The organism is Streptomyces sp. NPDC006463, assembly GCF_042870715.1.
GTDB lineage: Bacteria > Actinomycetota > Actinomycetes > Streptomycetales > Streptomycetaceae > Streptomyces.
The window spans coordinates 231,287-256,866 of the sequence record NZ_JBIAHP010000001.1 but is presented as its reverse complement, the minus strand read 5'-3'; the positions used below and the strand labels follow the sequence as shown (position 1 = coordinate 256,866).

Annotated in this window: 24 protein-coding genes and 1 pseudogene; 14 read left to right on the top strand and 11 right to left on the bottom strand. The window is 71.1% G+C overall.

What is annotated here, in order from left to right:
- Positions 1-53: 53 nt before the first annotated feature.
- Positions 54-2,606: a discoidin domain-containing protein gene (locus ACFYOB_RS01260; RefSeq protein ID WP_388552778.1), complete on the bottom strand. Its 2,553-nt coding sequence runs from the start codon at positions 2,604-2,606 to the stop codon at positions 54-56.
- A 152-nt stretch (positions 2,607-2,758) separates the two neighbouring features.
- Between ACFYOB_RS01260 and ACFYOB_RS01255 the strand changes: the two genes are divergently transcribed.
- The 5 genes and pseudogenes from ACFYOB_RS01255 to ACFYOB_RS01235 all read left to right on the top strand — a co-directional run bounded on the left by ACFYOB_RS01255 (position 2,759) and on the right by ACFYOB_RS01235 (position 5,088).
- Complete coding sequence (locus tag ACFYOB_RS01255) at positions 2,759-3,292, top strand: NUDIX domain-containing protein (RefSeq protein ID WP_388553982.1); 534 nt, start codon at positions 2,759-2,761, stop codon at positions 3,290-3,292.
- Between the two features lie 92 nt (positions 3,293-3,384).
- A pseudogene (locus ACFYOB_RS01250) lies at positions 3,385-3,642 on the top strand (AAA family ATPase); the annotation flags it as partial.
- A 206-nt stretch (positions 3,643-3,848) separates the two neighbouring features.
- The gene (locus ACFYOB_RS01245; protein WP_388552775.1) at positions 3,849-4,178 is read left to right on the top strand and encodes a hypothetical protein; all 330 of its coding nucleotides are present in this window, start codon (positions 3,849-3,851) and stop codon (positions 4,176-4,178) included.
- Positions 4,179-4,210: 32 nt separating this feature from the next.
- A complete protein-coding gene (locus ACFYOB_RS01240; RefSeq protein ID WP_388552772.1) occupies positions 4,211-4,879 on the top strand; it encodes a hypothetical protein in 669 nt (222 codons plus the stop codon).
- Between the two features lie 53 nt (positions 4,880-4,932).
- Positions 4,933-5,088 (top strand): hypothetical protein, encoded by a 156-nt coding sequence (locus ACFYOB_RS01235; protein ID WP_388552769.1) that lies wholly within the window; start codon positions 4,933-4,935, stop codon positions 5,086-5,088.
- An 89-nt stretch (positions 5,089-5,177) separates the two neighbouring features.
- Here the strand turns inward: ACFYOB_RS01235 and ACFYOB_RS01230 are convergent, their stop codons facing one another.
- The gene (locus ACFYOB_RS01230; RefSeq protein WP_388552766.1) at positions 5,178-5,786 is read right to left on the bottom strand and encodes a TetR family transcriptional regulator; all 609 of its coding nucleotides are present in this window, start codon (positions 5,784-5,786) and stop codon (positions 5,178-5,180) included.
- Positions 5,787-5,905: 119 nt separating this feature from the next.
- On the opposite strand from ACFYOB_RS01230, the gene ACFYOB_RS01225 reads away from it, so the two are divergent.
- The gene (locus ACFYOB_RS01225; protein ID WP_388552763.1) at positions 5,906-6,754 is read left to right on the top strand and encodes a class I SAM-dependent methyltransferase; all 849 of its coding nucleotides are present in this window, start codon (positions 5,906-5,908) and stop codon (positions 6,752-6,754) included.
- On the opposite strand, the gene ACFYOB_RS01220 is transcribed toward ACFYOB_RS01225, so the two are convergent.
- Positions 6,747-7,277 (bottom strand): GNAT family N-acetyltransferase, encoded by a 531-nt coding sequence (locus ACFYOB_RS01220; RefSeq protein WP_388552760.1) that lies wholly within the window; start codon positions 7,275-7,277, stop codon positions 6,747-6,749. The genes ACFYOB_RS01225 and ACFYOB_RS01220 overlap by 8 nt on opposite strands.
- A 61-nt stretch (positions 7,278-7,338) precedes the next feature.
- A complete protein-coding gene (locus ACFYOB_RS01215) occupies positions 7,339-7,731 on the bottom strand; it encodes a hypothetical protein (protein ID WP_388552757.1) in 393 nt (130 codons plus the stop codon).
- A gap of 141 nt (positions 7,732-7,872) precedes the next feature.
- Here ACFYOB_RS01215 and ACFYOB_RS01210 point away from each other — a divergent pair, with 141 nt between their 5' ends.
- The 5 genes from ACFYOB_RS01210 (at position 7,873) to ACFYOB_RS01190 (ending at position 11,394) form a co-directional block, all read left to right on the top strand.
- On the top strand, positions 7,873-8,778 hold the full coding sequence (locus ACFYOB_RS01210; protein ID WP_388552754.1) for an aminoglycoside phosphotransferase family protein: 906 nt from the start codon (positions 7,873-7,875) through the stop codon (positions 8,776-8,778).
- A 156-nt stretch (positions 8,779-8,934) separates the two neighbouring features.
- The gene (locus ACFYOB_RS01205; protein ID WP_388552751.1) at positions 8,935-9,576 is read left to right on the top strand and encodes a hypothetical protein; all 642 of its coding nucleotides are present in this window, start codon (positions 8,935-8,937) and stop codon (positions 9,574-9,576) included.
- Between the two features lie 93 nt (positions 9,577-9,669).
- A complete protein-coding gene (locus ACFYOB_RS01200) occupies positions 9,670-10,080 on the top strand; it encodes a VOC family protein (protein WP_388552748.1) in 411 nt (136 codons plus the stop codon).
- 126 nt (positions 10,081-10,206) lie between these two features.
- Positions 10,207-10,710, top strand: a complete 504-nt coding sequence (locus tag ACFYOB_RS01195; RefSeq protein ID WP_388552745.1) for a helix-turn-helix transcriptional regulator — start codon at positions 10,207-10,209, stop codon at positions 10,708-10,710.
- A 393-nt stretch (positions 10,711-11,103) separates the two neighbouring features.
- Entirely contained in the window at positions 11,104-11,394 is a 291-nt protein-coding gene (locus ACFYOB_RS01190) for a WD40 repeat domain-containing protein (RefSeq protein ID WP_388552742.1), read from the top strand.
- Between the two features lie 85 nt (positions 11,395-11,479).
- On the opposite strand, the gene ACFYOB_RS01185 is transcribed toward ACFYOB_RS01190, so the two are convergent.
- On the bottom strand, positions 11,480-13,096 hold the full coding sequence (locus ACFYOB_RS01185) for an FAD-binding oxidoreductase (protein ID WP_388552740.1): 1,617 nt from the start codon (positions 13,094-13,096) through the stop codon (positions 11,480-11,482).
- A 64-nt stretch (positions 13,097-13,160) separates the two neighbouring features.
- On the opposite strand from ACFYOB_RS01185, the gene ACFYOB_RS01180 reads away from it, so the two are divergent.
- Both ACFYOB_RS01180 and ACFYOB_RS01175 read left to right on the top strand, forming a co-directional pair.
- The gene (locus tag ACFYOB_RS01180; protein ID WP_388552737.1) at positions 13,161-13,793 is read left to right on the top strand and encodes a TetR/AcrR family transcriptional regulator; all 633 of its coding nucleotides are present in this window, start codon (positions 13,161-13,163) and stop codon (positions 13,791-13,793) included.
- Positions 13,794-14,521: 728 nt separating this feature from the next.
- Entirely contained in the window at positions 14,522-15,289 is a 768-nt protein-coding gene (locus ACFYOB_RS01175) for an NPP1 family protein (protein WP_388552734.1), read from the top strand.
- Between the two features lie 39 nt (positions 15,290-15,328).
- Here ACFYOB_RS01175 and ACFYOB_RS01170 read toward each other — a convergent pair whose 3' ends face one another.
- A complete protein-coding gene (locus ACFYOB_RS01170) occupies positions 15,329-16,690 on the bottom strand; it encodes a hypothetical protein (RefSeq protein ID WP_388552732.1) in 1,362 nt (453 codons plus the stop codon).
- A gap of 107 nt (positions 16,691-16,797) precedes the next feature.
- Positions 16,798-18,093, bottom strand: a complete 1,296-nt coding sequence (locus tag ACFYOB_RS01165; protein ID WP_388552730.1) for a DUF2254 domain-containing protein — start codon at positions 18,091-18,093, stop codon at positions 16,798-16,800.
- A gap of 232 nt (positions 18,094-18,325) precedes the next feature.
- Here ACFYOB_RS01165 and ACFYOB_RS01160 point away from each other — a divergent pair, with 232 nt between their 5' ends.
- The gene (locus ACFYOB_RS01160; RefSeq protein WP_388552727.1) at positions 18,326-20,173 is read left to right on the top strand and encodes a glycoside hydrolase family 15 protein; all 1,848 of its coding nucleotides are present in this window, start codon (positions 18,326-18,328) and stop codon (positions 20,171-20,173) included.
- Here the strand turns inward: ACFYOB_RS01160 and ACFYOB_RS01155 are convergent.
- From ACFYOB_RS01155 to ACFYOB_RS01140, 4 genes are all read right to left on the bottom strand, one after another.
- Positions 20,170-21,936 (bottom strand): cation:proton antiporter, encoded by a 1,767-nt coding sequence (locus ACFYOB_RS01155; RefSeq protein ID WP_388552724.1) that lies wholly within the window; start codon positions 21,934-21,936, stop codon positions 20,170-20,172. The two genes, ACFYOB_RS01160 and ACFYOB_RS01155, sit on opposite strands and share 4 nt — an antisense overlap.
- A 118-nt stretch (positions 21,937-22,054) precedes the next feature.
- On the bottom strand, positions 22,055-23,107 hold the full coding sequence (locus tag ACFYOB_RS01150; protein WP_388552720.1) for a cytochrome d ubiquinol oxidase subunit II: 1,053 nt from the start codon (positions 23,105-23,107) through the stop codon (positions 22,055-22,057).
- Positions 23,107-24,591: a cytochrome ubiquinol oxidase subunit I gene (locus ACFYOB_RS01145; RefSeq protein ID WP_388552717.1), complete on the bottom strand. Its 1,485-nt coding sequence runs from the start codon at positions 24,589-24,591 to the stop codon at positions 23,107-23,109. Before ACFYOB_RS01145 ends, ACFYOB_RS01150 begins: the two co-directional genes overlap by 1 nt.
- A 39-nt stretch (positions 24,592-24,630) precedes the next feature.
- Positions 24,631-25,470 carry an SDR family oxidoreductase gene (locus tag ACFYOB_RS01140; RefSeq protein ID WP_388552714.1) on the bottom strand — a complete coding sequence of 280 codons (840 nt, stop codon included), beginning with the start codon at positions 25,468-25,470 and terminating at the stop codon, positions 24,631-24,633.
- Positions 25,471-25,580 lie beyond the last annotated feature (110 nt).

Below are 25,580 nucleotides of genomic sequence, written 5' to 3'. Positions count from 1 at the left end.
CCGCCTGACGGGCGGTGTCCGGCCGGTTCGAGGGCCGGACACCACCCGTGAGGTCAGGAGATGGTGACGAACCGGGCGATGCTCGGCACCCCCTGGGCGTCGAGGGCGAAGAGCATGTAGTTCCCCGGCAGGACCACCCCGGTGTCGGCCGGTACGGACACCGTGTACGCGCCCGTTCCCGAGGCCGTGGACACGAGGGGGATCCGGCGCTGGTCGTTGTCCGTGGAGTGGGTGGCGGCCGCGGCCCGCATGAGGACGAAGGACGCCACCGGGCTCTGGGTGCTCACCGTGAGGGACGTGCCGGGGGCGGTCCTGGAGGGCACTCCCCCGGTGATGACGGGACGCGGCTTCGGTGATCCGTCCGCGTTCAGCAGGTACGGCGGTGTGAAGACGGCCCCGTCGGGGTGGTTGGTCGCGCAGTCACCGCACAGGCCCCCGCCGCCGGAGAAGATCCGCCCGTCCGGCAACAGGTTCGCCACGCTGTGGTAGTTGCGCGGAATGGCCATGGTGGCGAGCGGTGTGAAGCTGCCGGTCGACGGGTCCCACAACTCGGGGGTCAGGACCGAGGTCGCGTCGCTGAACGGCACCGGGTAGGACTGTCCGCCGAAGACGGCCACCTTGCCGTCGGGCAGGACGACGCTGTTGCTGAAACCACGTGCGTGCTCCATGTCGCCTGTACGGGCGGCCTGGACCTGGTTGCCCGAGACGTTCACCGTGTAGGCACGCCGGGTGGCGGGGGTCTTCTCGTAGGCGGGCGAGCCGCCCAGCGTGAGCAGCTTGCCGATGTCGTAGGCGACGGCGTTGCCGGTCATGGCATCCCCGCTGTCGGCCCGGGGGCCTGCGGGGGTGATGCTGCCCGTGCCGCTGGTCGAGATCCAGTTCATCTGCTTGCTCGGACCCAGTTGCAGTACCTTGCCGCCCGAAGTGGCGTGGAGCCACATGTGGTTGTCGGCGCGGTAGGGTCCGGCCGGGTCGGCCGTCAGCGCCGGGGTGGCGGAGACGCCCGGGAGCGTGCGCCAGGTACGGGTGTCCGGCGACCAGACCTCACCGGCCTTGTCGCCCGCGGGTCCGCTCCAGGATCCGCCCAGGACGAAGGCCTCACCAGTCGAGAGAAGTGTCATCGCCTGGTAGCCGCGGGCGATGTTCATGCTCGTGGTGGCGGACCATTCGTCGGTGGCCGGGTCGTAGATGCTGGCCTTTTCCGCGTTGCTGCCACCGGTGACCAGCACCCGGCCGTCGGCCAGCATCGCGATGCCCGGACAGAACATGTCGTGGCCGGTGTTGTCGATGCGTCGCTGGGTCACCTTGCCCGTCTTCAGGTCCAGGATCGCGGTCTGGGTGTAGCCGTTGCTGCCACCGAAACGGTCGACCGCGTAGGCGGACCACGCCAGCAGTTTGTCGCCCGGCAGGGCGGCGGTGGCCACGGGCACCAGGGGGAAGCCGGTGATCCGGTCCCAGGCCCCGTGGACGGCCGGGGCGGCCGGTCCGCTCAGGCGTATCTCACCGGCCGAGGTCCACGGACCGCGGCCGCCGGCCTCGGTGGTCACGGTCAGACGTACGAAGCGCGCGCTCTCGGCCCGGGTGAAGGTGGCGGTCTTGACGGTGTCGTCGTCCCGCCAGGTGCCGGCGGCGACCGGCGCGCCGAAGGCGGTGCCGTCGGTGCTGGTGGTGATGGTGTACGCGCCCGCCCGGCCGTTGGCCCCGCCCACGCGGGGGTGGTAGACGAGGGCGGAGACGGGTGTCGTGCGGTGCATGTCTATGGTGATGCTGTGCGGCAGCGGAGCGGGTGTGCCCGTCCATTTGCTGTGCCAGATGGTGTTGGTGTTGCCGTCGAGCACGTTGGCCGCGCGGCCGTTCTCGCCGCCGGTCTCCTCGTCGCTGGCCGTGGCCGTCCATCCGGTCCGGGACAGGTCGACGGTGGCTTCCGGGGTGCCGGGGTCGCCCAGCAGATTGATCTCGGCGGCGGAGGTCCAGGGGCCGCGGCCGCCGGCCTCGGTGAGGGCCGTCAGCCGTACGAACCGAGCCCCCTGCGGGGCGAACCCGAGCGTCTTGGCGGTGCCGTCGTCCGCGAGCGTGCCGGAAGCGACCGGGCTCGCCCAGTTCCGTCCGTCCGCGCTGACACTGATGCTGTACTCACCGACACGCCCGTTTGCCCCCTCGGCGCGGGGGCGGTAGACGAGCGCGGAGACGAGGGTCGTGCGTTGCATGTCTATGGTGATGCTGTGCGGCAGGGGAGCGGGTGTGCCCGTCCATTTGCTGTGCCAGATGGTGTTGGTGTTGCCGTCGAGCACGTTGGCCGCGCGGCCGTTCTCGCCGCCGGTCTCCTCGTCGCTGGCCGTGGCCGTCCATCCGGTCCGGTCGAGAACGGGAGCCGCAGGTTCCATGGCGTTCGCCGGGGCGATGCCGTGGTGCGGTGACTGCGTCGCCGGCTGCTGGTCGAAGGGCACGGGTGCGGCTCGGGGGTCCGGGACGCGGCCGGCCACTGCCGGGCTCGCGACCCCGAGCCACGGGATCGCACCGATCAGCAGCGAGCCTATGCCGAAGGCGATGAGCAGGCGGGAACGGCGTATCAGGCGGGTTGAGGCGAGGAAGCGCCTGGACTGCAATCTGACCTCCTGGGGCGAGCTGGTATGCCCCGTAGAACATAGGGCAGAGCGGCAGTAACTCGCCCATAATGAAGGAGAGTTGGCGCAAAACGACACGGCGGGCGGCGGAACGCCGGCCGCCCGGGGAGCCGACCGTGAGACTCTCACCTAACATGCCCAACAACCCGTCAGACGAAGGAAACCCTGTGAGCCAGCCCATCGGCGACCGCCGTTCCCCCGCGCTCGCGCCGGCGCTCGACTCGATGACGCTGCTGGTCGCGGCCGTCATCGTGCACGACAGGGCCACCCATCGCGTGGTGCTCCTCCAGCGCGGCGAGAACGCCAAGTTCGGCCAAGGGCTGTGGGACCTCCCCGTGGGCAAGAGCGAGCCGGGCGAGCCGATCACACGAACCGCGGTGCGCGAGCTCTACGAGGAGACCGGCCTCGTCGTGAAGGCGGAGTCCCTGACGGTCGCCCACATCATCCACGCCGCGTGGGGCGTCGAATCCCCCAACGGCTTCCTCACCGTCGTCTTCGCCACCCACGAATGGACGGGCGAACCCGAGAACCGCGAACCCGGCAAGCACGCCCAGGTCCGCTGGACCGACGCCGACACCATCCCCGAGGCCTTCGTCCCCTCCACGAAGAACGCCCTCCGTGCCTACCTGGACGGCACGGTTCAAGTGTCCACGCACGGGTGGAGCTAGGGCCGCCCACCGGCTAGGGCCGCCCACCGGCACGCCTGCCGCCGGCATGCACGTACATCGGCCTGGGCCCGGTGAAGCGTCAGGTGCGCACCATGTCGGCGCAGCTGCGGATGGCGGCCGTCCGCCGCAGTCAGGGGCTGGTGGCTTCCGCGGCGCCTCAGCACTTCGTCTTCGCGGGGCCGCCGGGCACCGGCAAGACGACGGTCGCCCGGATCGTCGGAAAGATCTTCGCCGGACTCGGGCTGCTGGAACGCGGACACGTCGTCGAGGCGCAGCGCGTCGATCTGGTGGGTCAGCACCTCGGGGAGACGGCGATCAAGACGAGCAAGGCCGTCGACGACGCCATCGACGGGGTCCTCTTCGTCGACGAGGCGTACGCGTTGTCCGACTCCGGCTACTCGGGGGGCGACGCCTTCGGCCAGGAGCCCTCCAGGTCCTCCTCAAGCGGGCCGAGGACGACCGGCACCGCCTGGTCGTCGTTCTCGCGGGGTACTCCGACGAGATCGCGGAGCTGCTGTCCACCAACCCGGGACTCGCGTCCCGGTTCACCACCCGCGTGGACTTCCCCGCCTACTCCCCGGACGAACTCGTGCTCATCGCCCGCTCCTTCCTCGGTGCACAGGGCGACGTCCTCACGGAGGAGGCGGAGGCCGCGCTGCGCGCCTCGTGCGAACTCGCCGTCGGCGACGGGCTGATCGACACGCTGGGCAACGGCCGTTTCGCACGTGAGCTCTCGCGGAAGGCCGCCGCCGTGCGGGACCTGCGCGTCTACGACCTCCACGGCAACTCCGGCGTGCCCTCGCAGGACGAGATCACCACGCTGCACGCGGCCGACGTCACGGACGCGTACCAGCAGCTGACGGAAGGCGTTTCGCCGACGGTGTGACGGGTGTCAGAGGCGGCTGTGACACTGGCGGGATGAAGAACGATGATGAGCGGGGTGGCCGTGTGGACCCGCAGGACCTGCTGCTGCGGACGGACTGGAACGCGGTGGAGCACTGCTGCCCGGATGTGGCGCCGGCGACGCCCGTGATCCTTCGGGAGCTGCTGGACGAGGACCCGCGCGTCCAGGGCTCCGCCTTCCGGGAGCTGGCCGAAGCCCTCACGCGCGGGAACGTCTTCTACACCGCCACGGCTCCCGCAGCCCGGTACGTCGCCGCGATCCTGGGGGACCCAAGAACCCTGGCGCCGGTCACCGACCGCAGCACGCACGAGGAGTACGACCTCGGTCCGCAGACCCCGTTCCCGCTGCGCGTCGGCCTGCTGACCTGGCTGGGCGACACGGCCGTGGACGCGATCGGCCAGCAGGAGCGGCCCTTCGGCGACGAGGAGGACCTCGACGCGTTCCTCGACCTCGCCCCGGAGCTGTGCGAGGCCGTGCGCCCGTTCCTCGCCGCCGGCTCGCCCGAGGTCCGCGAGGCCGCCCTCGGCGCGCTCCTGCCCCTGCTCCGCCTGCCCGCGCTGGCCGACCGGGTCCCGGCCCTGCGCGACCAGGTCCGCGCCGCGGCCCTCGGCGACGGCCCCCACCGCTTCCGGGCCATCGACACGCTCTACGCCTGGGGGGAGGACGTCACACCCCTGCTCTGAGGCTCGTCTGCGGATTCGGCATCACGCTCGGCAACCTGCTCACCGGAGTGGTATTGGACGCGGCGCGCGACGCCGGAATGTCCGCGCTGCCCTGGCTGGCGCTCCTCGCGCTGGGCCTCGCCTGCACCGCCGCGCTGTACGGGCTGCACCGCAGCGGCCGCCTGGCTCCTGCGGCGTCCGGGGCGCGCGCAGAGCCGGCGAGCGTCTGACGCGCACGGCGGCGACCGAGGGGCGGGAGCGCATGGCGCCGCCCCCGGTCGCCGCCCGCTCCTTGGGGCCGCCCGTCGTCACCGATGGGTCAGGCGGCCGGCGGCTGCCGAGAGGCGCCGAGCAGAACGGCGATCAGGAGTTCGGTGGTCCTTCTCGCGTCCTCGCTCCCGCCGGGGGCCCGCGTCATCAGCAAGTGGTGGACGGTGCCGACGAGCGCGAGCGCGATCGTGGCCGTGTCGGCGCCCTCCGCGATCCGGCCGCCGCGCTGCTCGGCCCGGAGGTAGGCGGCGAACGAGCCCTGGATCGCGTCGAAGGCCGGCGCACCGGACCGAAGGCCCTCCTGGGTGTGCAACGCGGCCGCGGGTCGGGTCATCGCCAGCCCCACGACCGCCGGGGGCAGGGATTCCAGCAGTGCGAGCACCACCTCCTGAACGTTGCCGGCGACGTTGCCCTGCCCCACCCGCGCCCCCAGCCCCTCGGCCTGACGGGCGCTGCGGGCGAACCGGTCAAGGACCAGCTCTGCGACGAACTCGTCCAGCCCGGCGAAGTGCGTGTGCAGGACGCCCTTTCCGCAGTCGGCTTCCGCGGTGACCGCGCGGCTGGTCAGGGCCGCCGCTCCGTCGCGGGCCACCACTCGTTCCGCCGCCGCGAACAGGCGCTCGCGCAGGTCTGGAATCGCCACTCCACGAGGTGACACAACTGCCCCTTTTCTCAGGCCCATTGCAAGTATGGGCGTTCGCCCATACTGTTTGGGCACTTGCCCATACTAGGGCCGGGGCGTGCGCTCGGCGTCTCCGGCGAGAACGGATGTGCACCATGGACCAGGTCGCCAACACCGGTCAGGCGCAGGCGTGGAACGGCTACGAGGGTGCCCAGTGGGCCCGAAGTCAGGAACGCTGGGACGCGATCAACGACGGCTTCAACGAGCCGTTGCTCGCCGCCGCCGCCATCGGGGCGTCCGACCGGGTGGTCGACATCGGCTGCGGCGCCGGGCGTACCACCCGCCTGGCTGCCGGGCGAGCCGGCCGGGGCGTGGCCGTCGGGGTGGACCTGTCGGGTCCGATGCTGGAGAGGGCCCGCGCGAGCGCGGATCGCGAGGGGGTGCGCAACGCGTCCTTCGTCCAAGGAGACGCCCAGGTCCACCCGTTCGAGCCCGGGTACTTCGACGCGGCCGTCAGCCGCTACGGCATGACCTTCTTCGCCGACCCCGTCGCCGCATTCGCGAACGTCGGCGGCGCACTGCGCCCCGGCGGCCGGCTCGCGTTCATCTGCGCTGCCGAGGCCGAGGCCAACGAATGGCTGGAGGCCATGGCCTCACTGCACGGCATCCTGCCCCTCGGCGGCTTCGGCGAGTCCGGAGCCCCCGGCATGTTCCAGCTCGCCGACCCCGACCACACCCGTGCGCTCCTGGCCGAGGCCGGCTTCGAGGACGCCCGCGCGCAGCGCGTGGAAGTGGCCGGGAACTGGGGGAGGAGCGCCGAGGACGCGGCCGCCTTCCTCCTCGACTCCGGTCCCGGCCGCCACCTGCTGAGCCAGGTCGGGCCCGGCGCGCGGGAGGATGCCCGCCGGACGCTGACCGGCGCGCTGTGCCCCTTCGAGAAGGGGGGCGCGGTGTGGCTGCGCAGCGGCTCTTGGCTGGTGACCGCCGCCCGCGGGGTCAGCTGACCCGCCGGGCCAGCACCTGCCCCGGCCAGGCCTGGGACAGGAACCGGTCGGTGGGGGTGAAACCGTTGCGCTCGTAGAACGCGACCAGTTCGCCCCCGCCGCCCGCCCAGCAGTCGACCCGCAGCAGCTCCACCCCGGCCCGCCGGGTCTCCTCGGCGGCATGGGCCAGCAGCGCCGCTCCGATGCCCAGACCGGCGTACCGTCGGTCGGAGACCAGCAGCCGCACGTACCGCTCGGGTTCCCCGGCCGGCGCGATCGGCATCTGCGGGCTGGGCCCGGAGTCCAACACCAGGGCCCCGACGGGTGTTCCGTCCAACTCCGCGATGTGCGGGTCATTCTCGGTCGTGTACCGCTCGACCCGAGCCACACGTGCGGGTGCCTGCGAAAACGGTGTCGTGCCCCACTGCTCGGTGTTGCCGCGGTTGTTCATCCAGACCACCGCGGAGTCGAGCATGCTCAGAATGGCCGGTACGTCGGCCGGGCCGCCTGGTCTGATCCGTATGTCATGCGTGGTGTCGTTCACGCTGGAAGCTTAGGACTGCCGCACGTCGGCCGTGCCCGGGCCGGCGGGGAGGTGCCGAGCGTCAGGCGGGAGTGAAGACGTCTTCGTGCGTGTCGTCGAGGATGAAGCCGTTGTCGAGGCGGACCCGGACCGTTACGCGGCGCCCCTGCTCCTGGTAGGCGATCCACTCGGGTTCCAGGGAGCCGACCTTCTCTTCGAGCTGCCTCCTGCTCTCCGTGGGCATCTCGTGGCCGAAGGCGTCGAGGAGCGACTTGAGACGCTCGTACTCGCGGACCTCCTGGCTCTGATGGTCGTGTTCGACCACGCGCTCGACGGTGCCCTCGGTGCCCGCTGCCAGGGACAGGGACCCGGCGACGGCTCCCCTCGACGTCGAGGAGTCCTCCGTCATCGCAGCCCAATCGGTGAGCCGGGTGTCTGCCGCCAGCTTCACCCGCTGGCCTTCCTTCAGGGTCATGGGTTCTTCATCTCTCGCATCGGTCCAGGGTGGTGCCATTATCCGCGGGGCGCCGCCGACAATGCCGGGTGGCCCCGTGGGCCCGCTCAGGTGATCATGAACGGAGCCGGATGGCGGCCGACACCACGGGGGGCTTCGCAGATGGACGGCGTCGAGACCGATGAGAGCTTGGTGCGGTTCCTGCTGCGCGAACAGCATCCGGACCTCGCGGGAGGCGACCTGCGTCCGGTAGCCGCGGGTTGGGACAATCAGCTGTGGCGTCTGGGGGAGGAGATGGCCGTGCGCCTCCCGCGCACGCAACGCGCCCCGTCCCTGCTGCTCAAGGAACGCCGGTGGCTGCCGGTCCTCGCCCCACGGCTTCCGCTCCCGGTGCCGATTCCCGTGCGGGCCGGTGAACCGTGTCCCCGCTTCACGAGGCCGTGGACCGTCGCGGCATGGGTTCCCGGCGAGCCGGCTGATCGCGCGCCCGTCCGCCGCGGCGAGCACGCGGCCGACACCCTGGCGGGCTTTCTCGGGGCGCTTCACCGGCCCGCGCCCGTCGAGGCACCGACCAGTTCGAACCGGGGCGTTCCCCTCACGGGGCTCGCCTCCGAGTTCGACCGGAAATTCCAGGCCGCCGTCTCCGGGCGCGTTGCCGCCGACGTCCGAGGGATCTGGGACGAAGCCGTCGCCGCTCCCTGTTGGCAGGGGCCGCCGGTGTGGTTGCACGGCGACCTCCATCCCGCGAACGTCGTGGTCTCGGGCGGGACGCTGGCCGGCGTGATCGACTTCGGGGAACTGTGCGCCGGGGATCCGGCGGCGGACCTCGCGGCCGCGTGGTTGCTCCTCCCGGGAGGCGCGGCTTCACGGTTCCTCGACGCGTACGCAGACGCGTACGGACAGGTGGACGAGGCGATGATCCTTCGGGCACGGGGGTGGGCGGTGCTGCGCAGCCTGTCCCTCATCGACATCGGCCGGGCCGGGGAACGAGGTCTCCCCGGCGGCCAGCCGACGTGGGGCCCCGCGGGCCGGGCGGCTCTCGATCGGGTCCTGGCGTTCGCCGCGTAACTCGTATCTCGTGCGGCGTCGATCCGAACGGGACCGGCGCCGGCCCGCCCTGCAGCTCCCCCAACCGGGCGGGGTGGCGGACCCGTCCGGCATGGCGCCAGGGCCTGCCGCGCCGCACGGCGGATGCTGATGCCTCCACCCCTGGAGGAGAGGCCTGTGAACGAGTCCAGCCCTCGTGGAACCCCAAGGCCGGCATCCACCGGAGCAGGCGAAGGAAGCGCCGACCAGGCCGGGGTCATCGGCATCGGACTCGCCGCCGTACTGACGTTCGCACTCGCCCAGGGTTCCTGGCAGTGGTTCGCCACATTCATCGGTTTGACGCTCTTCGCGGTGATCTTTGCCTTTCAGGGACGGAGGGCGTGGACTCCCGGCTTCCGGTCGCCATACATGCGCGGCCTGGTCGCGTATGCGATGGTCGTCGGCCTGTGCATGGCGATCGCGCTGGCTCCCATGATGCAGCGCTGGGATTGGCTGTTCCCGATGCCGGGCACTCGTAGCGGGTGCGACGGGCTGGGCAGGTACGAGGCCATCCGGACGAAGGCCGCGGTGGCGGACCTGGCCGGCGGCGACGGCGCTGCCGTGGCGTACGCGCAAGAGACCCAGAGCCGTAAGGCCGTTGCCGAATGCCTGGCTGCCACGACGACCCTGTGGCTGCCGGTGTACGGATTCGGGGCAGCCGTGCTGGTCGGTGCGGGGGCGTGGTCCCGCGACCGGAGCAGGGCGAGGAACGGCACCGGGTCGCAGTCCTCCGCGCCGGGGCCGGTGTACGCGGGGACGCGACGGACCGGCACGGAGTAGCTGCCGGCACCTGGTGAAGGCGCGCACGACCGGTCGTCGGACGGATCAGGATTCGAGAAGCGCCGGTCACCGGACCCAACTACCGTGGCAGTCATGGACATCACCATTCACACGACCTCCCTCCCGCACGACGACCCGGACGCCTCCGTGGCCTTCTACCGCGACATCCTCGGTTTCGAGGTCCGCAGCGACGTCGGGCAGGGCAAGATGCGCTGGATCACGGTCGGCCCCGTCGATCAGCCCGGCACGTCCATCCTCCTGGCACCGCCGGCCGCCGACCCCGGGATCACCGAGGACGAGCGCCGGACCATCGTCGAGATGATGGCCAAGGGCACCTTCGGCTGGATCCTGCTGGCGACCCGGGATCTCGACGGCACGTTCGAGAAGGTCCAGGCCGCCGCCGCCGAGGTCGTCCAGGAGCCGACCGATCAGCCGTACGGCGTCCGCGACTGCGCCTTCCGCGATCCCGCGGGCAACCTGATCCGCATCCAAGAGCTTCGCTGAGCCGTTCGGTAACAGGGCTGCCCTCGGTGGCCGGTGGCCGGTGGCCGGTGTCCGCCTCGCCGTCGGCCGCTCGGGCATCAGCACGTACCCAGCTGCTCCTCGGACATCGATGAAAGGAGTTCTCACATGTGCCATCCCGCGTGGGGGCGCGCGCTCACCGCCGCCCAGCGCCTGAGTGACCTCGCACGACTGCGCCGCGTCCGCGACCGGATCGACCGCGAGTACGCGCAGCCGCTGAACGTCGAAGCGCTCGCCCTCGGCGCGAACATGCCGGCCGGGCACCTCAGCCGGCAGTTCCGGCTCGCGTACGGCCAGTCGCCGTACGCCTATCTCATGACACGTCGCATCGAGCGTGCGACGGCGCTGCTGCGCCGCAGCGATCTCGGCGTCACCGAGGTCTCCTTCGCGGTCGGCTGCCCGTCCACGGGCATCTTCAGCACCCGCTTCACCGAGCTGGTCGGTGTCCCGCCCAGCACCTACCGGCGCCTCACGGCGGCGGCTGCGGCGGGGAACGAACGCCTCGCGGATCTCGATGACGGCACCATGTGGCCGACCAGCTACGCCCTGACGAAGCCGACCGCCGCAGACGCGGCACGCATCGGCGAGCTCATCGGGAGAGCCGCGGGCTGAGGCCGGTGCGTGTCGCCCGGCGGGCCCGGCCGCAGCCCGGCCGACGTCCGATCAGCCGGCGGGCCGGCGGCCGGCCAGGCCTGGCGTCTATGTCGCCTCGCACGGCGGGGTCGTGGGTGCTCCCGAGGGCAGCAGCGCGCGTTCATCGTCCGCGGAGCGAAAGCCGGTACCCGCACGACCACCTCGTCGAGCACTGCATGGACGCCGGTCGCAGGGACCTGGCAGAGGCGCTGGCCGGCGACCTGCGCTGCCAACGCCGTGGCGGGACGACCACCACAAGCTCCACGACGCTTCCGTGCGGTCACCGGCGTGGCCATCGGCCACGACGACACCTGGCTGGCGGCTTCCTAGGCGTACGGGACGGCCCAGATCTGGGACGTCCGTACCCGACACGTGCTGCGGACACTCAGCGGCCACACCGGCCCGGTGAACGCGGTGGCCATCAGTCCCGACGGCACCAGGATCGCCACGGCCGGCGCGGACATGACGGTGCGGATCTGGGAACCGGGCCAGGAGGCGGCGCTGACGCCCATGCGCACCCGCAGTCGGCTCCACATCCTCGCCTTCGGTGCCGACGGCCGGGCCCTCCACGTCGGTGGTGACCACGGGCTGTTCGGGTATTTCCTGCAGCCGGCTACCACCACACGTCCGATGTCCGGACCGCGCCGCGTGCAGGGCGCCTGAGCGCCGCGGAATCGGCCGATCCGGGGCGGCGCCCTGCCGTGGTCGGCAGGATCTGCCCTGCCCTGCCCTGCCCTGCCCCGCCCGTTCAGTCCACGAGCACGCCCGGATTGAGGATGCCCCGCGGATCGAGCGCCCCCTTCGCTGCCCGCAGCGCGAGGGCGAAGGGCTCGGGGCGCTGGCGGTCGTAGCCCGGACGGTGGTCCCGGCCGACGGCGTGGTGGTGGGTGATGGTGGCCCGGTGACGGTGCAGGACCTCGCTCGCGACGGCCTTGAGGTCGTCCCAGAGGGCGACCTCGTCACCGGCGCGGCCCGCGGCGAGGACGGTGAAGTACGGGGCCGCACCGTCCGGATACACGTGCGTCAGGCGGCAGTTGACGCTCGCGGGGTGTCCGGTGGCCTTGCGGGCCGCCTCGCCGACCTCGGAACGCACCGCGTCGATCAGCCCGGGGATCCGGTCCCAGGTGGCCGCCGTCTCGAAGGTCTCCGCGACGGCGCCCATCCGGGCCAGGCCGTCACGGAGGTAGGGCATCCGCAGGAAGGCCGAGCGCCAGGCGCTCACGGCCGCGTCGCCGGCCGGGGCCTCGCCGGAGTTCTCGTCCGGACCGGTGGCCGCGTCGTACCGGCCGCCGTAGGAGCGGGCCAGGCCGACGGCCTGTTCGAGCCGGGCGGTCACCGGTTCGTCCGCCGACTCGAACCCGAGGACCAGCACGGCGCAGCCGTCCCGCGCAGCGCCCGACAGCGCGGCCTCACCGGCGTCCAGCAGACGGCAGTTGGCGGGGGAGAGGTCGGACTGCGCGATGGCGCGCACCGCCCGGAGCGCGTCGTGGAAGTCCGCGAAGGCGACCGCGGCGGACGCCTTGTGGCGGGGGCGCACCTGTAGGCGGACCCATGCCTCGGTGATGACGCCGAGGGCCCCTTCGGAGCCCAGGAACAGGCGGTCGGGGGAGGGGCCGGCCCCGGAGGCGGGCAGCCGCCAGGAGCTGCTCGTACCGGCCGGGGTGACGACGCGCAGCGACTGCACGAAGTCGTCGATGTGCGTGCGGCCGGTTGCGTAGTGGCCGCCGGCACGGGTGGCGAGCCAGCCCCCCAGGGTGGAGAACTCGAAGCTCTGCGGGAAGTGCCGCAGGGTGAGGCCGTGGGGCCGCAGCTGGTCCTCCAGGCTCGGCCCGAGGGTGCCGGCCTGGATGCGCGCGGCCCGGCCCTCGGTGTCGACCTCCAGGACGCGGCCCATGGCGGTCAGGTCGAGGGACATCACCGCCCGGTGGGCGTCGCCGCGGTACTCCACGCCCCCGGTGACCGAGGACCCCCCTCCGTACGGGACGACGGCGACCTGCCGTTCACCGGCCCAGTCGAGCAGGTCGCTCACGCCCCGTTCGTCCGTCGGGCGGGCGACGAGATCGGGGATGCGGCCCGGGCGCCCGCGCAGGGCACGCACCACGTCGCGGTACGCCTTTCCCATGGCGTGGGCGGCGCGGTCCCCGGGGTCGGCGGTGACCAGGTGGTCGAGGCTCCGCGGGGGTTCGACGGCGGAGCTCCCTATGCCCAGGTCGCGGACGCGGGGCACGGGGAGCGGGTGGCTGAGCGTGCCGGGGAGCAAGGCGCCCATCGCGGCGCATTCCGCGTCGTCGGGATGCGCGTCCGTCCAGCCCCAGCCCCACCAGGAGCGGGTGCGGGACGTCGGTCGCGGGGTGGTGCCGGCCATGGGTGCGCTCCAGAGGTCGAGGTAATTTACCTAGTGGTAAATTACCTACTGATAATATGCGCTCATGGCAACCCCTTCCTCAAAAGCCGGTACCAAGGGAGTCCCGAAGCACCACCGTCGGCAGCAGATGCTGGACGCCGCCACGGAGGAGTTCGGCACCCGTGGCTACGCGGCCGCGTCGCTCCCCGCGATCGCCGCGCGCGTGGGCGTCACCAAGACGCTGCTGCACCAGTACTGCGGGACCAAGGAGGAGCTGTACATCGCCTGCCTGATCCCCGTCGGGGACCGGCTCCTGGACGCGATCCGTACCGCGATGGGCCCGGACGGGACGGCGCCGCACACACCGCTGCGCGTACTCCACGGCATCTTCACCGCCCTGGAGGGGCAGCGGGAGGCGTGGTTCGTGCTGTACGACACCACCCTGCCGCCCGGCGGGGATGCGGCGCGCCGGGCCGCGGAGTACTGGTCGGCCATCGACCGGCTCGCCGCCGGCGGTACGGCCGAACTGCTGCGCGCGGCCGGATCCGCCGACGCGCTGGACGCCGACGCGCTCAAGTACGTCTGGCGGGACCTGGTCGCCACCCTCGTCCGCTGGTGGGTCAAGCACCCGGAGCAGACCCCGGAGGCCATGACGCAGCGCTGCGCCAGACTCTTCGCGGCCGCCGCCACCCTCACCTCGGACGGCCGCATCGGCTGAGGCCGGGCTCCTCGCCGCCCCCGGCGATCGGACCCGCGGTCGCGAGCGCTCCGGGTGGAACCGGGTCATCATGGCCCAAGACCGGCGGAAACCTCGTGTGGCCGCCGGACCTGCACGTGGCGGCACGTCCGAGCCGGAAGGTGAGTCGTACGCATGGACGAATCACGCAGGGCCTGGGTCATGGTCGGCGGCGTCGTCGCCGTCATCTTCCTGGATCTTCTGGCCATCATCCTGATGAACACCGTCGGTCGCTGACCGTGCGACGGTGACCCGCCCCGTTTCGCCGGCGCCGTAGCGCCCGGAGTCCACGTGTGGCGGCTCCTGCCTGCAGGGGCCGCCACACAGTCGGTTGAGGCCGTCTTCGGCTCGCACCCCGCTCGGCCTCCTGCGCTCCGCCGCGACGTGCCCCGGTGGCTGGCCGGACCGCCCCGCCCTGGATCGGGTGCCACGCCTGCCCGCCGTACGTGGCCGTGAAGAGCTGTTCCGTGCGCCGGTCCCTGTGCCGCAGGAGCCTCGGCCCGAGCTGTGCCGCGGCCTCCATCCATCGCTGACTCTCAATCAATTTCCCTTCGCTCGACGGCTGTTCATTGGTACCCCACGCCAGGAAGAGGGGGTGCCCGGACCCTTGCTGTGCCGCCCCGGTTCGCGAATGATGCTCCCGGCGTGTCGGCCGACGGTGGTCGTGATCCGTCCCGCCACCTGATTCCGACCGGCCCGGGAGGCCTGTTTTGCGGACGAACCGTCACATCCGGAGATCCATCGTGGTCGCCGGCGCCACCCTCGCGCTCGTCGTCGGCGTTACCCAAGTGGCCTTTGCGGCGCCACCGCCGGCCCTGCCCGCGCAGGCCGAAGCGATCGAGATGACCTTCCAGCCGGCCTACGACTACGACACCGACGGCTGCTACCCGACACCCGCCATAGGCCCGACCGGAGTTCTGAACGGCGGACTCAGCCCCACCGGCGCCCTCAACGGCAACTGCCGGGACGCCTCGGACCTCGACAACACCAACGGATACTCCCGCTGGAAATGCAACAACGGCTGGTGCGCCGTGATCTACGCGCTGTACTTCGAGAAGGACCAGGCCATCCCCGGCATCTCCCTCGGCGGCCACCGCCACGACTGGGAACACGTGGTGGTGTGGATCCAGGGCAACGAAGCCAAGTACGTCTCGACCTCCGCCCACGGCGACTTCAACATCCACACGCGCGACCAGATCCGCTGGGACGGCACCCACCCCAAGATCGTCTACCACAAGGACGGCATCAGCACGCACTGCTTCCGCGCGGCCAACACCAACGACGAACCGCCCGAGAACCACCGCCGCGCCTGGCAGTTCCCCGCGCTCGTCGGGTGGTCGGGCTACCCCGCGACACTGCGGGACAAGCTCAGCCAGGCCGATTTCGGCAGCGCGCACTTCGGCCTGAAGGACGGCGCCTTCGCATCCCACCTGGCGGAGGCCAAACCCGCGGGCATCGCCTTCGACCCGTACCTGTAGACGGACGGCCGCCGGCCGCCGGTGTGGGCGGCCGGCGGCTCACATCACCGCCGGCGGTTCGTGCCCTCCTGTGTGCGCCGTGCTCCCGCCGCTCCCTTCCTCCGCGAGGAATTCCGCCACGGCCATCGCGAAAAGGAGCACGAGTGCGATGACGAGGATGACCAAGCCGGTCGGGTAGCTCCACAGGACGAAGGTCAGCACGGCCGCGGCGACCAGGACCCAGGTGATCCAGGTACGGTGACGCTGGACGAACGGGCCGACCGGGCCGGTGCGCATGCCCGCCCGGTCCGCCGTGGAGCGGACGGCGCCGATGCCCGAGTGCCACCCCTGCTGTACGAACGATGCCCAGCGGCCGGGGCCGGTCAGCCAGGCGGCCAGCGCGATCACCACGCCGAGCACCACGGTCATCCGGACCGTCGAACGGAGGTAGAGCGTCAGCGCGTCGTAGACGCTCTCGGCCGCGGGCTGCGAGACGGTGTCCGGCAGCGCGTTCAGGTACACCACCCGGAAGACGGTCAGCGCGGCGCCGAGCATCAGCATGGCGAAGGCGAAGGCGAGTGCCGCCGTCACGAGAACGCGGCGGCGGTGGCGGGAGAGGAGCACACCGGCGGCGACCAGCAGCACCGAGAGCACCGGAAGCCAGTTGCCGGCGATCTGCAGCAGGCGGAAATAGGTCTTCACCTTGCCGATGTCGTCCGCCCGCAGGACGGTGAAGTCGGTGTGCACCTCGGGGATCTTCGCGGCCACCGACATCCCTTCGTCGACGAGGCGCTGTTTGACCTGATCCACGACCGGGCCCAGGTCGACGGTCACCGAGTCGTTGTTGATCTTCACCGCGCCTCCGCCGCTGCCCGTGAGCGCCTTGACCACCACGGTGTGGATGCGGCGGTTGGCTTCGGTCCAGATCCGCTGGAAGGTGTCGGAGGCGATGACGTCCTGCGCCTTGTCGTGGACGAAGCTGCGGACGGCATTTTCGAGCGAGTCGCCGAGCTTGCCGAGTGCCTTCTCCAGGCGTGGCTTGTCAGCGGGCGCCACGCCTTCCAGCAGGGCCGGGATGTCGATGTGCTCCATCACCGCGTCGGTGACCCGGTTGGCCGCCGCCGCCTGGATGTCCGGATCGGACGCGAGCGGCGCGACCGTCTGCACGTAGCGGTCCGTGTCGCCGACCTCGCTGGACGCCCACGACGCGACGGCCGCGAGCGGGGCGAGGACACAGCCGATGACGATGAGCAGAGCGGCGAAGAAGGACTTCCACCGGTGCCGGGGCTCCCGGGCCGCCTTCTCGGCCTCCAGCGCCGTAACCCGGGCGTGCAGCTGCTCGACTTCGGAGCGCCCGTCCTCCGTGCCGGGCACGCGCTGGGGCTCGGCGTCGCCCGGGCCCGGAGCACCTTCGTGCGTCATGGCGCGTCCTTTCCTGCCGCTGGGGTTCACCTTGCAGGAGATCGCGCCGAGCGGGCGGACGCGAGCGAACCGCGTCCGAGCGAGTGATCGGGTGATCGGTGAACGACTCACTGCGAGGGCCGGCTCCGGGGACCCCGTCCACCGCCTATGCCCTGCCGGTCCGCCGTCAGCGCGCTCGCACGGCGGGCGGGGTCGCCGAACGACCGCTGGACGGACTCCTCAAGGAGGACGAGCTCCGCGCGCACCGCCGGCAGCCGGTCGGCCGACTGGGTCGCGAGCAGGTCCTCCAGCAGTGCGCGCAGCCGCCTGCACACCTGGAGGGAGGTGGCCCCGTACTCACGGATCTCTGTGACGCCGACCTGCAGGTAGTCCTCCCAGCCGCGGCCGGGCACCACCAGCCGCGGCCGGCCCCGGTCGTCGGCGAGCACGTACCGGCCGCGCAGCCGGGCCCGGCCGACGATGTGCAGGAACGTGTCGATGTGGTTGAGCACCTGCACGGCGGTCGTGGGGTCGTTCACGGCGGGGGAGAGGGCGCGGATGGCGATGTCGACGAGGATGCGCAGGGCGAAGGCGGGATCCTGCTCGATGGTGCGCTCGGTCCCGAGGGCGACGAGCCCTTTGACCCGCACCGGGTCCGGCGTCCGCGCGGAGCCGTGGGCCTCGACGAGGGTGGTTCCGGGCGGTACGAAGTCGCCGACCTGGTGGGCCAGTACGAGGACGCAGTCGTGGCGGACGGCGGTGGCGATCAGCCCTGCCACGTCGAACGCCTGAATGACACCGCCGCGTTCGGACCGGATGTGGGTCACCTCACCGGCGGGCGGCAGGGAAGCCCCGTCGGGAGCCGCGGAGCGGTGGATGCGTTCCGTCCCCCGGACGAGCACCTTCTCGCCCAGGCGCCCCACCAGGTCGGCGATGGCCACGGGCCGGAGGTTGTGGGTGAACCGGTTGAGGTAGACGAGCAGGAGCACGAGGCTGATGGAGACGGCCACGCCGGCCAGGGACACCCCCAGGTCGGGGACGGCGTCCGACTCGATCTTGCGCAACAGGGAGAAGGCGTACGCGAACGTGCCGGTGAACGTGGCCAGTACGACCTTCTGCAGCCGGTCTCGGTACCACAGGCGCATGTAGCGCGGGGACAGCGTTCCCGTGGCCTGCTGGACGACCAGTACACCGATCGTCACGACGAACCCCAGCAGCGCGACCATGGACCCGACGACCGAGCTGAGCACACTGCTCGCCGTGGAGGCGGAATACTGCCAGCTGTCCGGCAGCCATCCCGATCCGTGCACGCCGGCGGCCCATTCGGCGAGCGCCGCCCCCACCAGGAGTCCGATCAGGGGGATGATCCACAGGCTCGCCTTGACGTACTGCCGCAGCCGGAATCGCGCCGCCCAGGTCATCATCGTCCGTACCTGCGCGGTCCACACCGGAGTCCGCCGCGGGTTTCGGGAGCAGGCGCAAGGCTCGACACCACGGGCAGCCTCCGGATCCGGGGGTGCGACGCGGCCTGAACATCCACTTCGCGCCGTTCCATGCTAGAGCGGTTCCCCGGCGGCTGCAGGGGGGGCCCGCTCGGCGGGCCCGCAGGGAAGCCCGCGCTTAAGCTGACTGGGTGGCGTCGGAAGGGGTTCTCCCATGGCTGACTACCCGCTGATCGAAAACCATGGCCTGATCGGAGATCTGCAGACCGCGGCTCTGGTGACCACGGACGGAACGATCGACTGGTTCTGCTGCCCGCGTTTTGATTCGCCCAGCGTGTTCGGGGCCCTTCTCGACTGGGAGAAGGGCGGGCACTTCACGGTCAGACCGGCTGAGGCGACGTACACCACCAAGCAGTTGTACCTGCCGGACACCGCGATTCTCGTGACCCGCTTCATGACCGAGTCCGGTGCCGGCGAGGTGGTCGACTTCATGCCGGTGACCGGAGGGATCGCCACGGACCGCCACCGCCTGGTCCGCATGCTCCGGTGCGTCCGCGGCAGCATGACCTTCGAGGTCGACATCGCTCCACGGTTCGACTACGGCCGCAAGCCCCACACCCTGCACATCACCGAGAACGGAGCGGTGTTCGCCTCGGAGGGCCTCGAACTCACCCTCAGCGTGGTGCGGGAGCCGCAGGACGAACGGGTCGTGCACAGGCTCACCGGCGAGCACGACCTGCGCGTCTCGCTCCCGCTCTCGGCCGGACAGCAGCGGGGCCTGGTCATGGAGTCGGCCGCGGAGGGGCCGCCGCGCGAGATCCGCGTCGCCGAGTTCCAGGAGCTCTTCGACGAGACCAGGCTGTACTGGCGGTCGTGGCTCCGCCAGTCCCGGTACACGGGCCGGTGGCGCGAGACGGTGGAGCGCTCCGCCGTGACCCTGAAGCTGATGACGTACGCACCCAGCGGAGCCCTGGTGGCGGCCCCCACGGCGGGTCTGCCGGAGCAATTGGGCGGCGAGCGCAACTGGGACTACCGCTTCACCTGGATCCGTGACGCGTCCTTCTCCGTGTACGCCCTGCTGGGGCTGGGGTTCACCGATGAGGCGAGGGCGTTCATCGGCTGGCTGGGCGACCGGGTGAAGGAGAAGGCCGGCAGCGACACCGACACGGGACCGCTGAACATCATGTACCGGGTGGACGGTTCCTCCGACCTCTACGAAGAGACCCTGGAACACTGGGAGGGGTACCAGGGATCCGCCCCGGTGCGCATAGGCAACGGCGCCGCGACCCAGTTGCAGCTGGACATCTACGGCGAGGCACTCGACAGCATCTCCTTCGCCCACCAGCACGGCATCCACCTGGACATCCAGGGCTGGACCTCGCTGCGCACCTTGCTCGACTGGCTCGTGGACCACTGGGACCAGGCCGGTGAGGGACTGTGGGAGACCCGCGGCGGGCGCCAGCACTTCACCTACGGCCGGGTGATGTCCTGGGTCGCGTTCGACCGCGCGCTGCGGCTGGCCGTCGCCCACGGCCGGCCCGCCGAGAGCGGCCGCTGGGCCACCGAGCGCGACAACATCTACGATCAGATCCTGGCGAAGGGCTGGGACCCGGGGCGCAAGGCGTTCGTCCAGCACTACGGCAGCGATGTGCTCGACTCGTCGCTGCTGCGGATGCCGACGGTGGGTTTCATCACGCCCGAAGACCCCATGTGGACGTCCACCCTGGACGCGATGGACCGGGAGCTGGTCACCGACAGCCTGGTCTACCGCTACAACCCCGAGGCCTCGCCCGACGGTCTGCGCGGCTCCGAAGGAACCTTCTCCCTCTGTACGTTCATGTACGTCGACGCCCTGGCGAGGGCCGGGCGGGCCGATCAGGCCAGGCTCGTGCTGGAGAAGATGATGACGTACGCCAACCACCTGGGCCTGTTCTCCGAGGAGATCGCCCTGACGGGCCGGCAGCTCGGCAACTTCCCCCAGGCGTTCACCCACTTGGCGCTCATCGACGCGGCCATCACCCTGGACGACACCTTGAACCGCATGAGCCAGGGCAGCGGTTAGACCGGTGGTAGGGGGCCGAGCAGAACGACGAGGTCGCCTTCTTCCAGGATGACGGCCTGCGTCTTGTCGACCGGCTCCAGCTGGCCGTCGGCACTGACCACGAACAGTGTCTCGTGCCCCGGCGGAAGCGGATCGGAGCCGGGTCGCACCAGGAACCGGGCGCCCTGCTCGTACCGTTCCGCCAGGACGTGCCTGACGAGTGACTCGCGGAACAGGACGGCGCCGCCCGTGTAGGGCGCGACGACACCATGGTTCTCGTGCGCCGGTCCCACCCGGTAGACGGGCCCCTCGACGTTGTCCTGGACCACCACCGAGGCGAGCGCGTTGAAGTCGTCGTCATCGGTGAGCAGGAGGACGGCGTTGACTCCCTCCAGCCGCGCCCTGGGGTTGGTGGCCGTGGCCAGCAGGTCCCCTCGGGCCAGTGTGATTCCGGCCTCCTTGATCCGCTCGCGCTCCTCGCTCAGTCCCGCCCACATCTGCACGTCGAGCCCCGCAGACCGCAAGGCCTTCCCCAGCGCGATCACCCATGGGGCGCCACCCACCAGGAGGGGCCGTGTGCGGTTCGGCGTGGCGACGCCGAGCCGCCGGGCCACGGGGCCGGCGGTCAGGGCGTACAGCACTACCGTCGAGACGATCACCAGGAAGGTGATGGGAAGGATTTTGGACGCGCCGCGCAGCCCTAGCTGGACGAGGCTCGTGGAGAAGGCCGCGGCGGTGGAGGCCGCGACGATGCCGCGCGGGGCCATCCATCCCGCGAACGCCCGTTCCCCCATGGTCATGTCCTTGCCCATGGTGGCCACGAAGGCCACGAGCGGCCGCACCACGAGGACGAGGAACGCGACGAGGACGAGCGTGGGAAGGAGCACGGGCGTCAGGGAGGCCGGGGTGACGCTGGACGAGATGGAGATGAACAACAGGCCGATGATCAGCTGGACCAGTGTCTCGAAGAAGGGCCGACGGGCGGGCATGTCGAAGCCCCGGATGTTGGCCGCGGCCATGCCGGTGACGATGGCGGCGATGAGCCCGGTGTCGTCGCGGACGATGTCGCATCCCGCCGACACGGCGATCACCGTGGCCAGTTGAGCCAGGGTCCCGAGCACCTCGCCGAGCCGGAGCACGCGCAGGGTCAGCCACAGCAGCGCGAGCCCCACGCATCCACCGACGAGGCCGACCGCCATGCTGATGAGGAACTGGCCCAGCTGGTACCCCCGGCCGATGTCGATCTGTTGCGTCGTGTCGATGGCGTGGAAGACGATTGCTCCGAGGATGGCGCCGATCGGGTCGGTCAGTGTCCCTTCCCAGATCAGCAGGCGCCGCACCTTGTCCGTCGGCCGCACGTACTGGAGCAGGGGCCCCACGACCGTGGGCCCCGACACGACGAGGATCATGCCCACCATCGCGGCCACCTTGAGCGACATGCTGAACAGGGCCGGACCGACGGCGCAGACGGCGAAGAAGGTGAAGGCCACTCCGAAGAACAGCAGCCTGCCCACGATCGAGCGGGTGTGCCCGGTGAGGTTGTGCAGGTCGAGGCCGAGACCGGCGTCGTAGAGGATCACCGCCACGGACAGGGACACCAGGGCGGAGAAGTCCTCCCCGATCAGCTGGTCCGGATGGATGATGTCGGTCATGGCGCCCGCGGCGAAGCCGACCGGCAGAAGCAGGATCAGCGAGGGGACGCGCAGTTTGCTCGCGAGGATCTGGCAGGCGGTTGCCAGGGTCACGACCAGGGCCATGCCGAGGAGGACGTCGTTCTCGCTCACGGCGCTTTCCTTCCTCGCTGCAAGGGCGCGATGGGGGACTCGACGAGGTGGTCCGGTGGCCGCGGCCCCGGCCGGTGGACAGTGGCTGCGGCGACCGGGCCGGCGCGGCCCCGCGAGGTCAGTCGCCGTCGGCCGCGTCACCGCCCGAGGGGCGGGTCCGCCGCAGGTCGGACCCGGTGAGGGCTTCCAGCTCGCCGTGGGTGTCCATCCAGTAGAGGAGGAAGACGGCCGGGGCGACGAGCAGCAGTGCGACGAGGCTGACCACCGCCAGCCAGGCCAGGGTCTGGGAATCACCCGCGGCGTCCGCCACGGTCAGGGACGTGGGGATGAGGTAGGGGCGCTGGGCGAACCCCCAGGCGAAGACGGCCGCCCCGACGATGCCGACGGCGCTGAAACGGGCCCGGTGGACCTCGCCCCGCAGCACGAACAGCGCCGTGGCGGCGAAGAACACCGCGGACACGATCGCGAGGGCGAGCCCCGCACCGTGGGTGAGCCCGTGCCAGACGTGGGGCGCGTCGCCGTGGGTCACGAGGAGCACGCCCACGGCCGTCAGGGCGACCGCGACGAGACCGATGAGGGCGCGGAGCCGGAAGTAGCCGACGAGGTCGGGCGCGTCGAAGCGTACGGCGTCCGCGGTCAGGAACACGGCGCCGAGGAGCGCGGTCGCGGCGACTGTGAGCAGCCCGAACAGGAGGGACGTGGGGTTGGCCCACGCGTCCGCCGAGGCTTCGGTACCGGGCGAGACCCGGCCGGAGGCGATGCCGCCGACGGCCGCCCCGAGGAAGAACGGGGTGAGCAGGGAGGCGATGGCGAACACGGCGCCGTAGAGGCGCCGCCGGGACAGCCGGCGGGAGGGTTTGCGCAGGGCGAATCCGGCGCCGCGCAGGACCGTGCCCAGGACCGCCAGCGCCAGGGGGAGCCACATCGCGGTGAACACGGTCTGGAACATCACGGGGAACCCGGTCCACATGAGGACGAGGACGAAGATCAGCCAGACGTTGTTGACCTCCCACACGGGAGCCATGGCGTGGTCGATCAGCCATCGGGGGCGCTTGCCGCGCTCGGCTCCGCCGGCCGTCAGGTCCCAGAAGCCCGCCCCGTAGTCGGTCCCGCCGGCGCAGGCGTATGCGGCCACGGCGAGCAGCATCACGAAAGCGACCAGGTCGGCCATCACGTTCCACCGCCCCCGGAGCCGGTGGAGCCGCCGTCCTGCGAGGACCGGGCGTCGCCGGCCGGGACCGGCGGGCGCGGACCGTAGGGGGTGACCGACTCCGGTGCCTCGACGGGCGGCCCACCTGCCTCTTTGTCGGCCAGGCGCCAGCGGTCACGCATCTTCATCAGGATGGCGAGGAACGACCCGAAGATGAACAGGTACACCAAGATCACCAGGCCGAACATGATCCAGAGGGTGGTGGAGCGGGTCGAGGTCACGGCCTCGGCGACGCGCATGTTCTGGTAGACGATCCATGGCTGGCGGCCCACCTCGGTCGTGATCCAGCCGCATTCGACGGCGACGAGCGAGGCGGCGCCGGCGCAGGCGGCGCCGAGGTAGAACCACTTCGAGCGGGGCAGCCGGCGATGGCGCAGCCAGATCAGGCCGTACCAGAGGGCGAGGAGCACGAGCGCGGATCCGATCAGGACCATGATGTCGAAGGCCCAGTGGGCGATCGTGGCCTGAGTGGCGTTCGGCCGGTCGCTCTCCGGGACGGAGGTCAGCCCCGTCACCACGGTGTCCGGGTGGAACCCGGCCAGGATGGAGTCGAGTTGGGGGACCTTGATGCCGCCGGAGATCGAACCGTCCGGGTGGAGCCGGCCGAACAGGTACTCCGGGACGTGGCTGTCGGTGTCCCAGACGATCTCCATCGCCGCGAACTTCACCGGCTGCTTGTGGAACACCTGCCGGGCGATCGAGTCGCCCAGCATGAACTGCACCGGAGTGGCCACCGCGGCGATGGTGAAGGGGACCGTGAAACCGAGCCGGTGGTAGCGGTCCCGGCGGCCGCGCAGCCATCCGACGGCGTACACGCCTGCCACGACGTAGCCCGCCGTCACCAGCATCGCCACCACGAAGTGCCAGTACTGGGGCCCGAACATCGGGGTGAAGATGGCCTTCCAGACGTCCACGTCGACCGGGTTGCCCTCGGAGTCGAGCGAGAAGCCCTGTGGGGTGTTCATCCACGAGTTGGCGGCCAGGATGCCGAAGGCCCCGAGCAGCGCGGTGGCCGGCAGCGGCAGCCCGAGCAGGAAGTGGGTGCGTGGCCCCAGCCTGCGCCAGCCGTACAGGTAGATGGCGATGAGCACCGCTTCGAGGAAGAACGCCCAGGCCTCGACGCCGAACCCGACTCCGAAGACATCGCCCCACCGGCCCATCAGTCCCGGCCAGAGCAGGCCGAACTCGAAGGACAGTACGGTGCCGGTGACGACGCCGATCGCGAACTGCACCGCCATCACGGCCGACCAGCGCCGGGCCAGCAGCAGGGCCGTGGCGTCGTTCCTGCGCAGGCCGCGGTAGTGCATGACGAGGGTGATGAGCGGCAGTGCCACTCCCATCGGCACCAGGATGATGTGGGAGGCGAGGGTGAACGCCATGAGCTCCCTGGCCGGCAGCATTTGGGCGGGTGCGTCTGCCGCCAGCAGATGGACCGTGGTGTGCATACGTTCCTTCGCTGCTCAGGATGACTGGTCGGGCGGGGGTCAGCCGCCGGTGGCGAAACCGGGGAAGAGGGTCATCCCGCCGTCCACGTAGAGCGTGGTGCCCACGACGTAGTCCATGAGGTCGGAGGCGAGGGCCACCGCCGCGTGGGCGATGTCCTCGGGGTCGCCGATGCGCACGTAGGGGATCAGCCGGAGCAGATCCTCGCGAGCCGCCTCCGTCTCCCACGCGTCGCGGTTGATCGGAGTCTTGATGGCTCCCGGAGCGATCGCGTTCACGCGGATCTTCTTGGGCGCGAGTTCCTGGGCCAGGGTCGTCATCAGCATGTGCACGCCCCCCTTGGAGGAGGCGTAGTTGGCGTGACCCGCCCAGGGAATGATCTGGTGGACGGAGCTCATGCAGATGATCTTTCCGGCCGCCCGCGACACCTCGGGGACGACGCCGCGCCGCAGGAACTCCTTCGTCGCTTCCCGCGCGCAGAGGAACTGGCCCGTGAGGTTGACGTCCAGCACCTTCTGCCACTGGGCGAGCGTCATCTCCTCGAACGGGGCATCGCGCTGCAGCCCGGCGTTGGCGACCAGGATGTCGATCGTGCCGAACTCCTGGACCATCCGGTCCATCATGGCCACGACCTGGTCCTCCTGGGACACGTCCGCCTCGTACGCGGCGGCGCGTACGCCGAACGAGGCGATCTCCGCGACCACCTTCTCGGCCTCTTCCTTGCCGGCCACGTAGTTCACGACCACATCGGCGCCGGCCCGGCCCAGGCCGATGGCCGTCGCCTTGCCGATTCCGCTGTTGGCGCCGGTGACCAGCGCCTTCTGGCCCTTGAGCAGGTGAGCGGGGAACACGCCCTGCGGTACACCCTCGGTGGAACTCACGATCGACTGCCTCCTCGACTGCCCGGTCGGGATCCGGTCCGGATCCGGTCCGCCGGACCGCGGCCCGGCAGGCTCCGAACGCCACGGAAGCACCCTCTTCGCGCATCGGC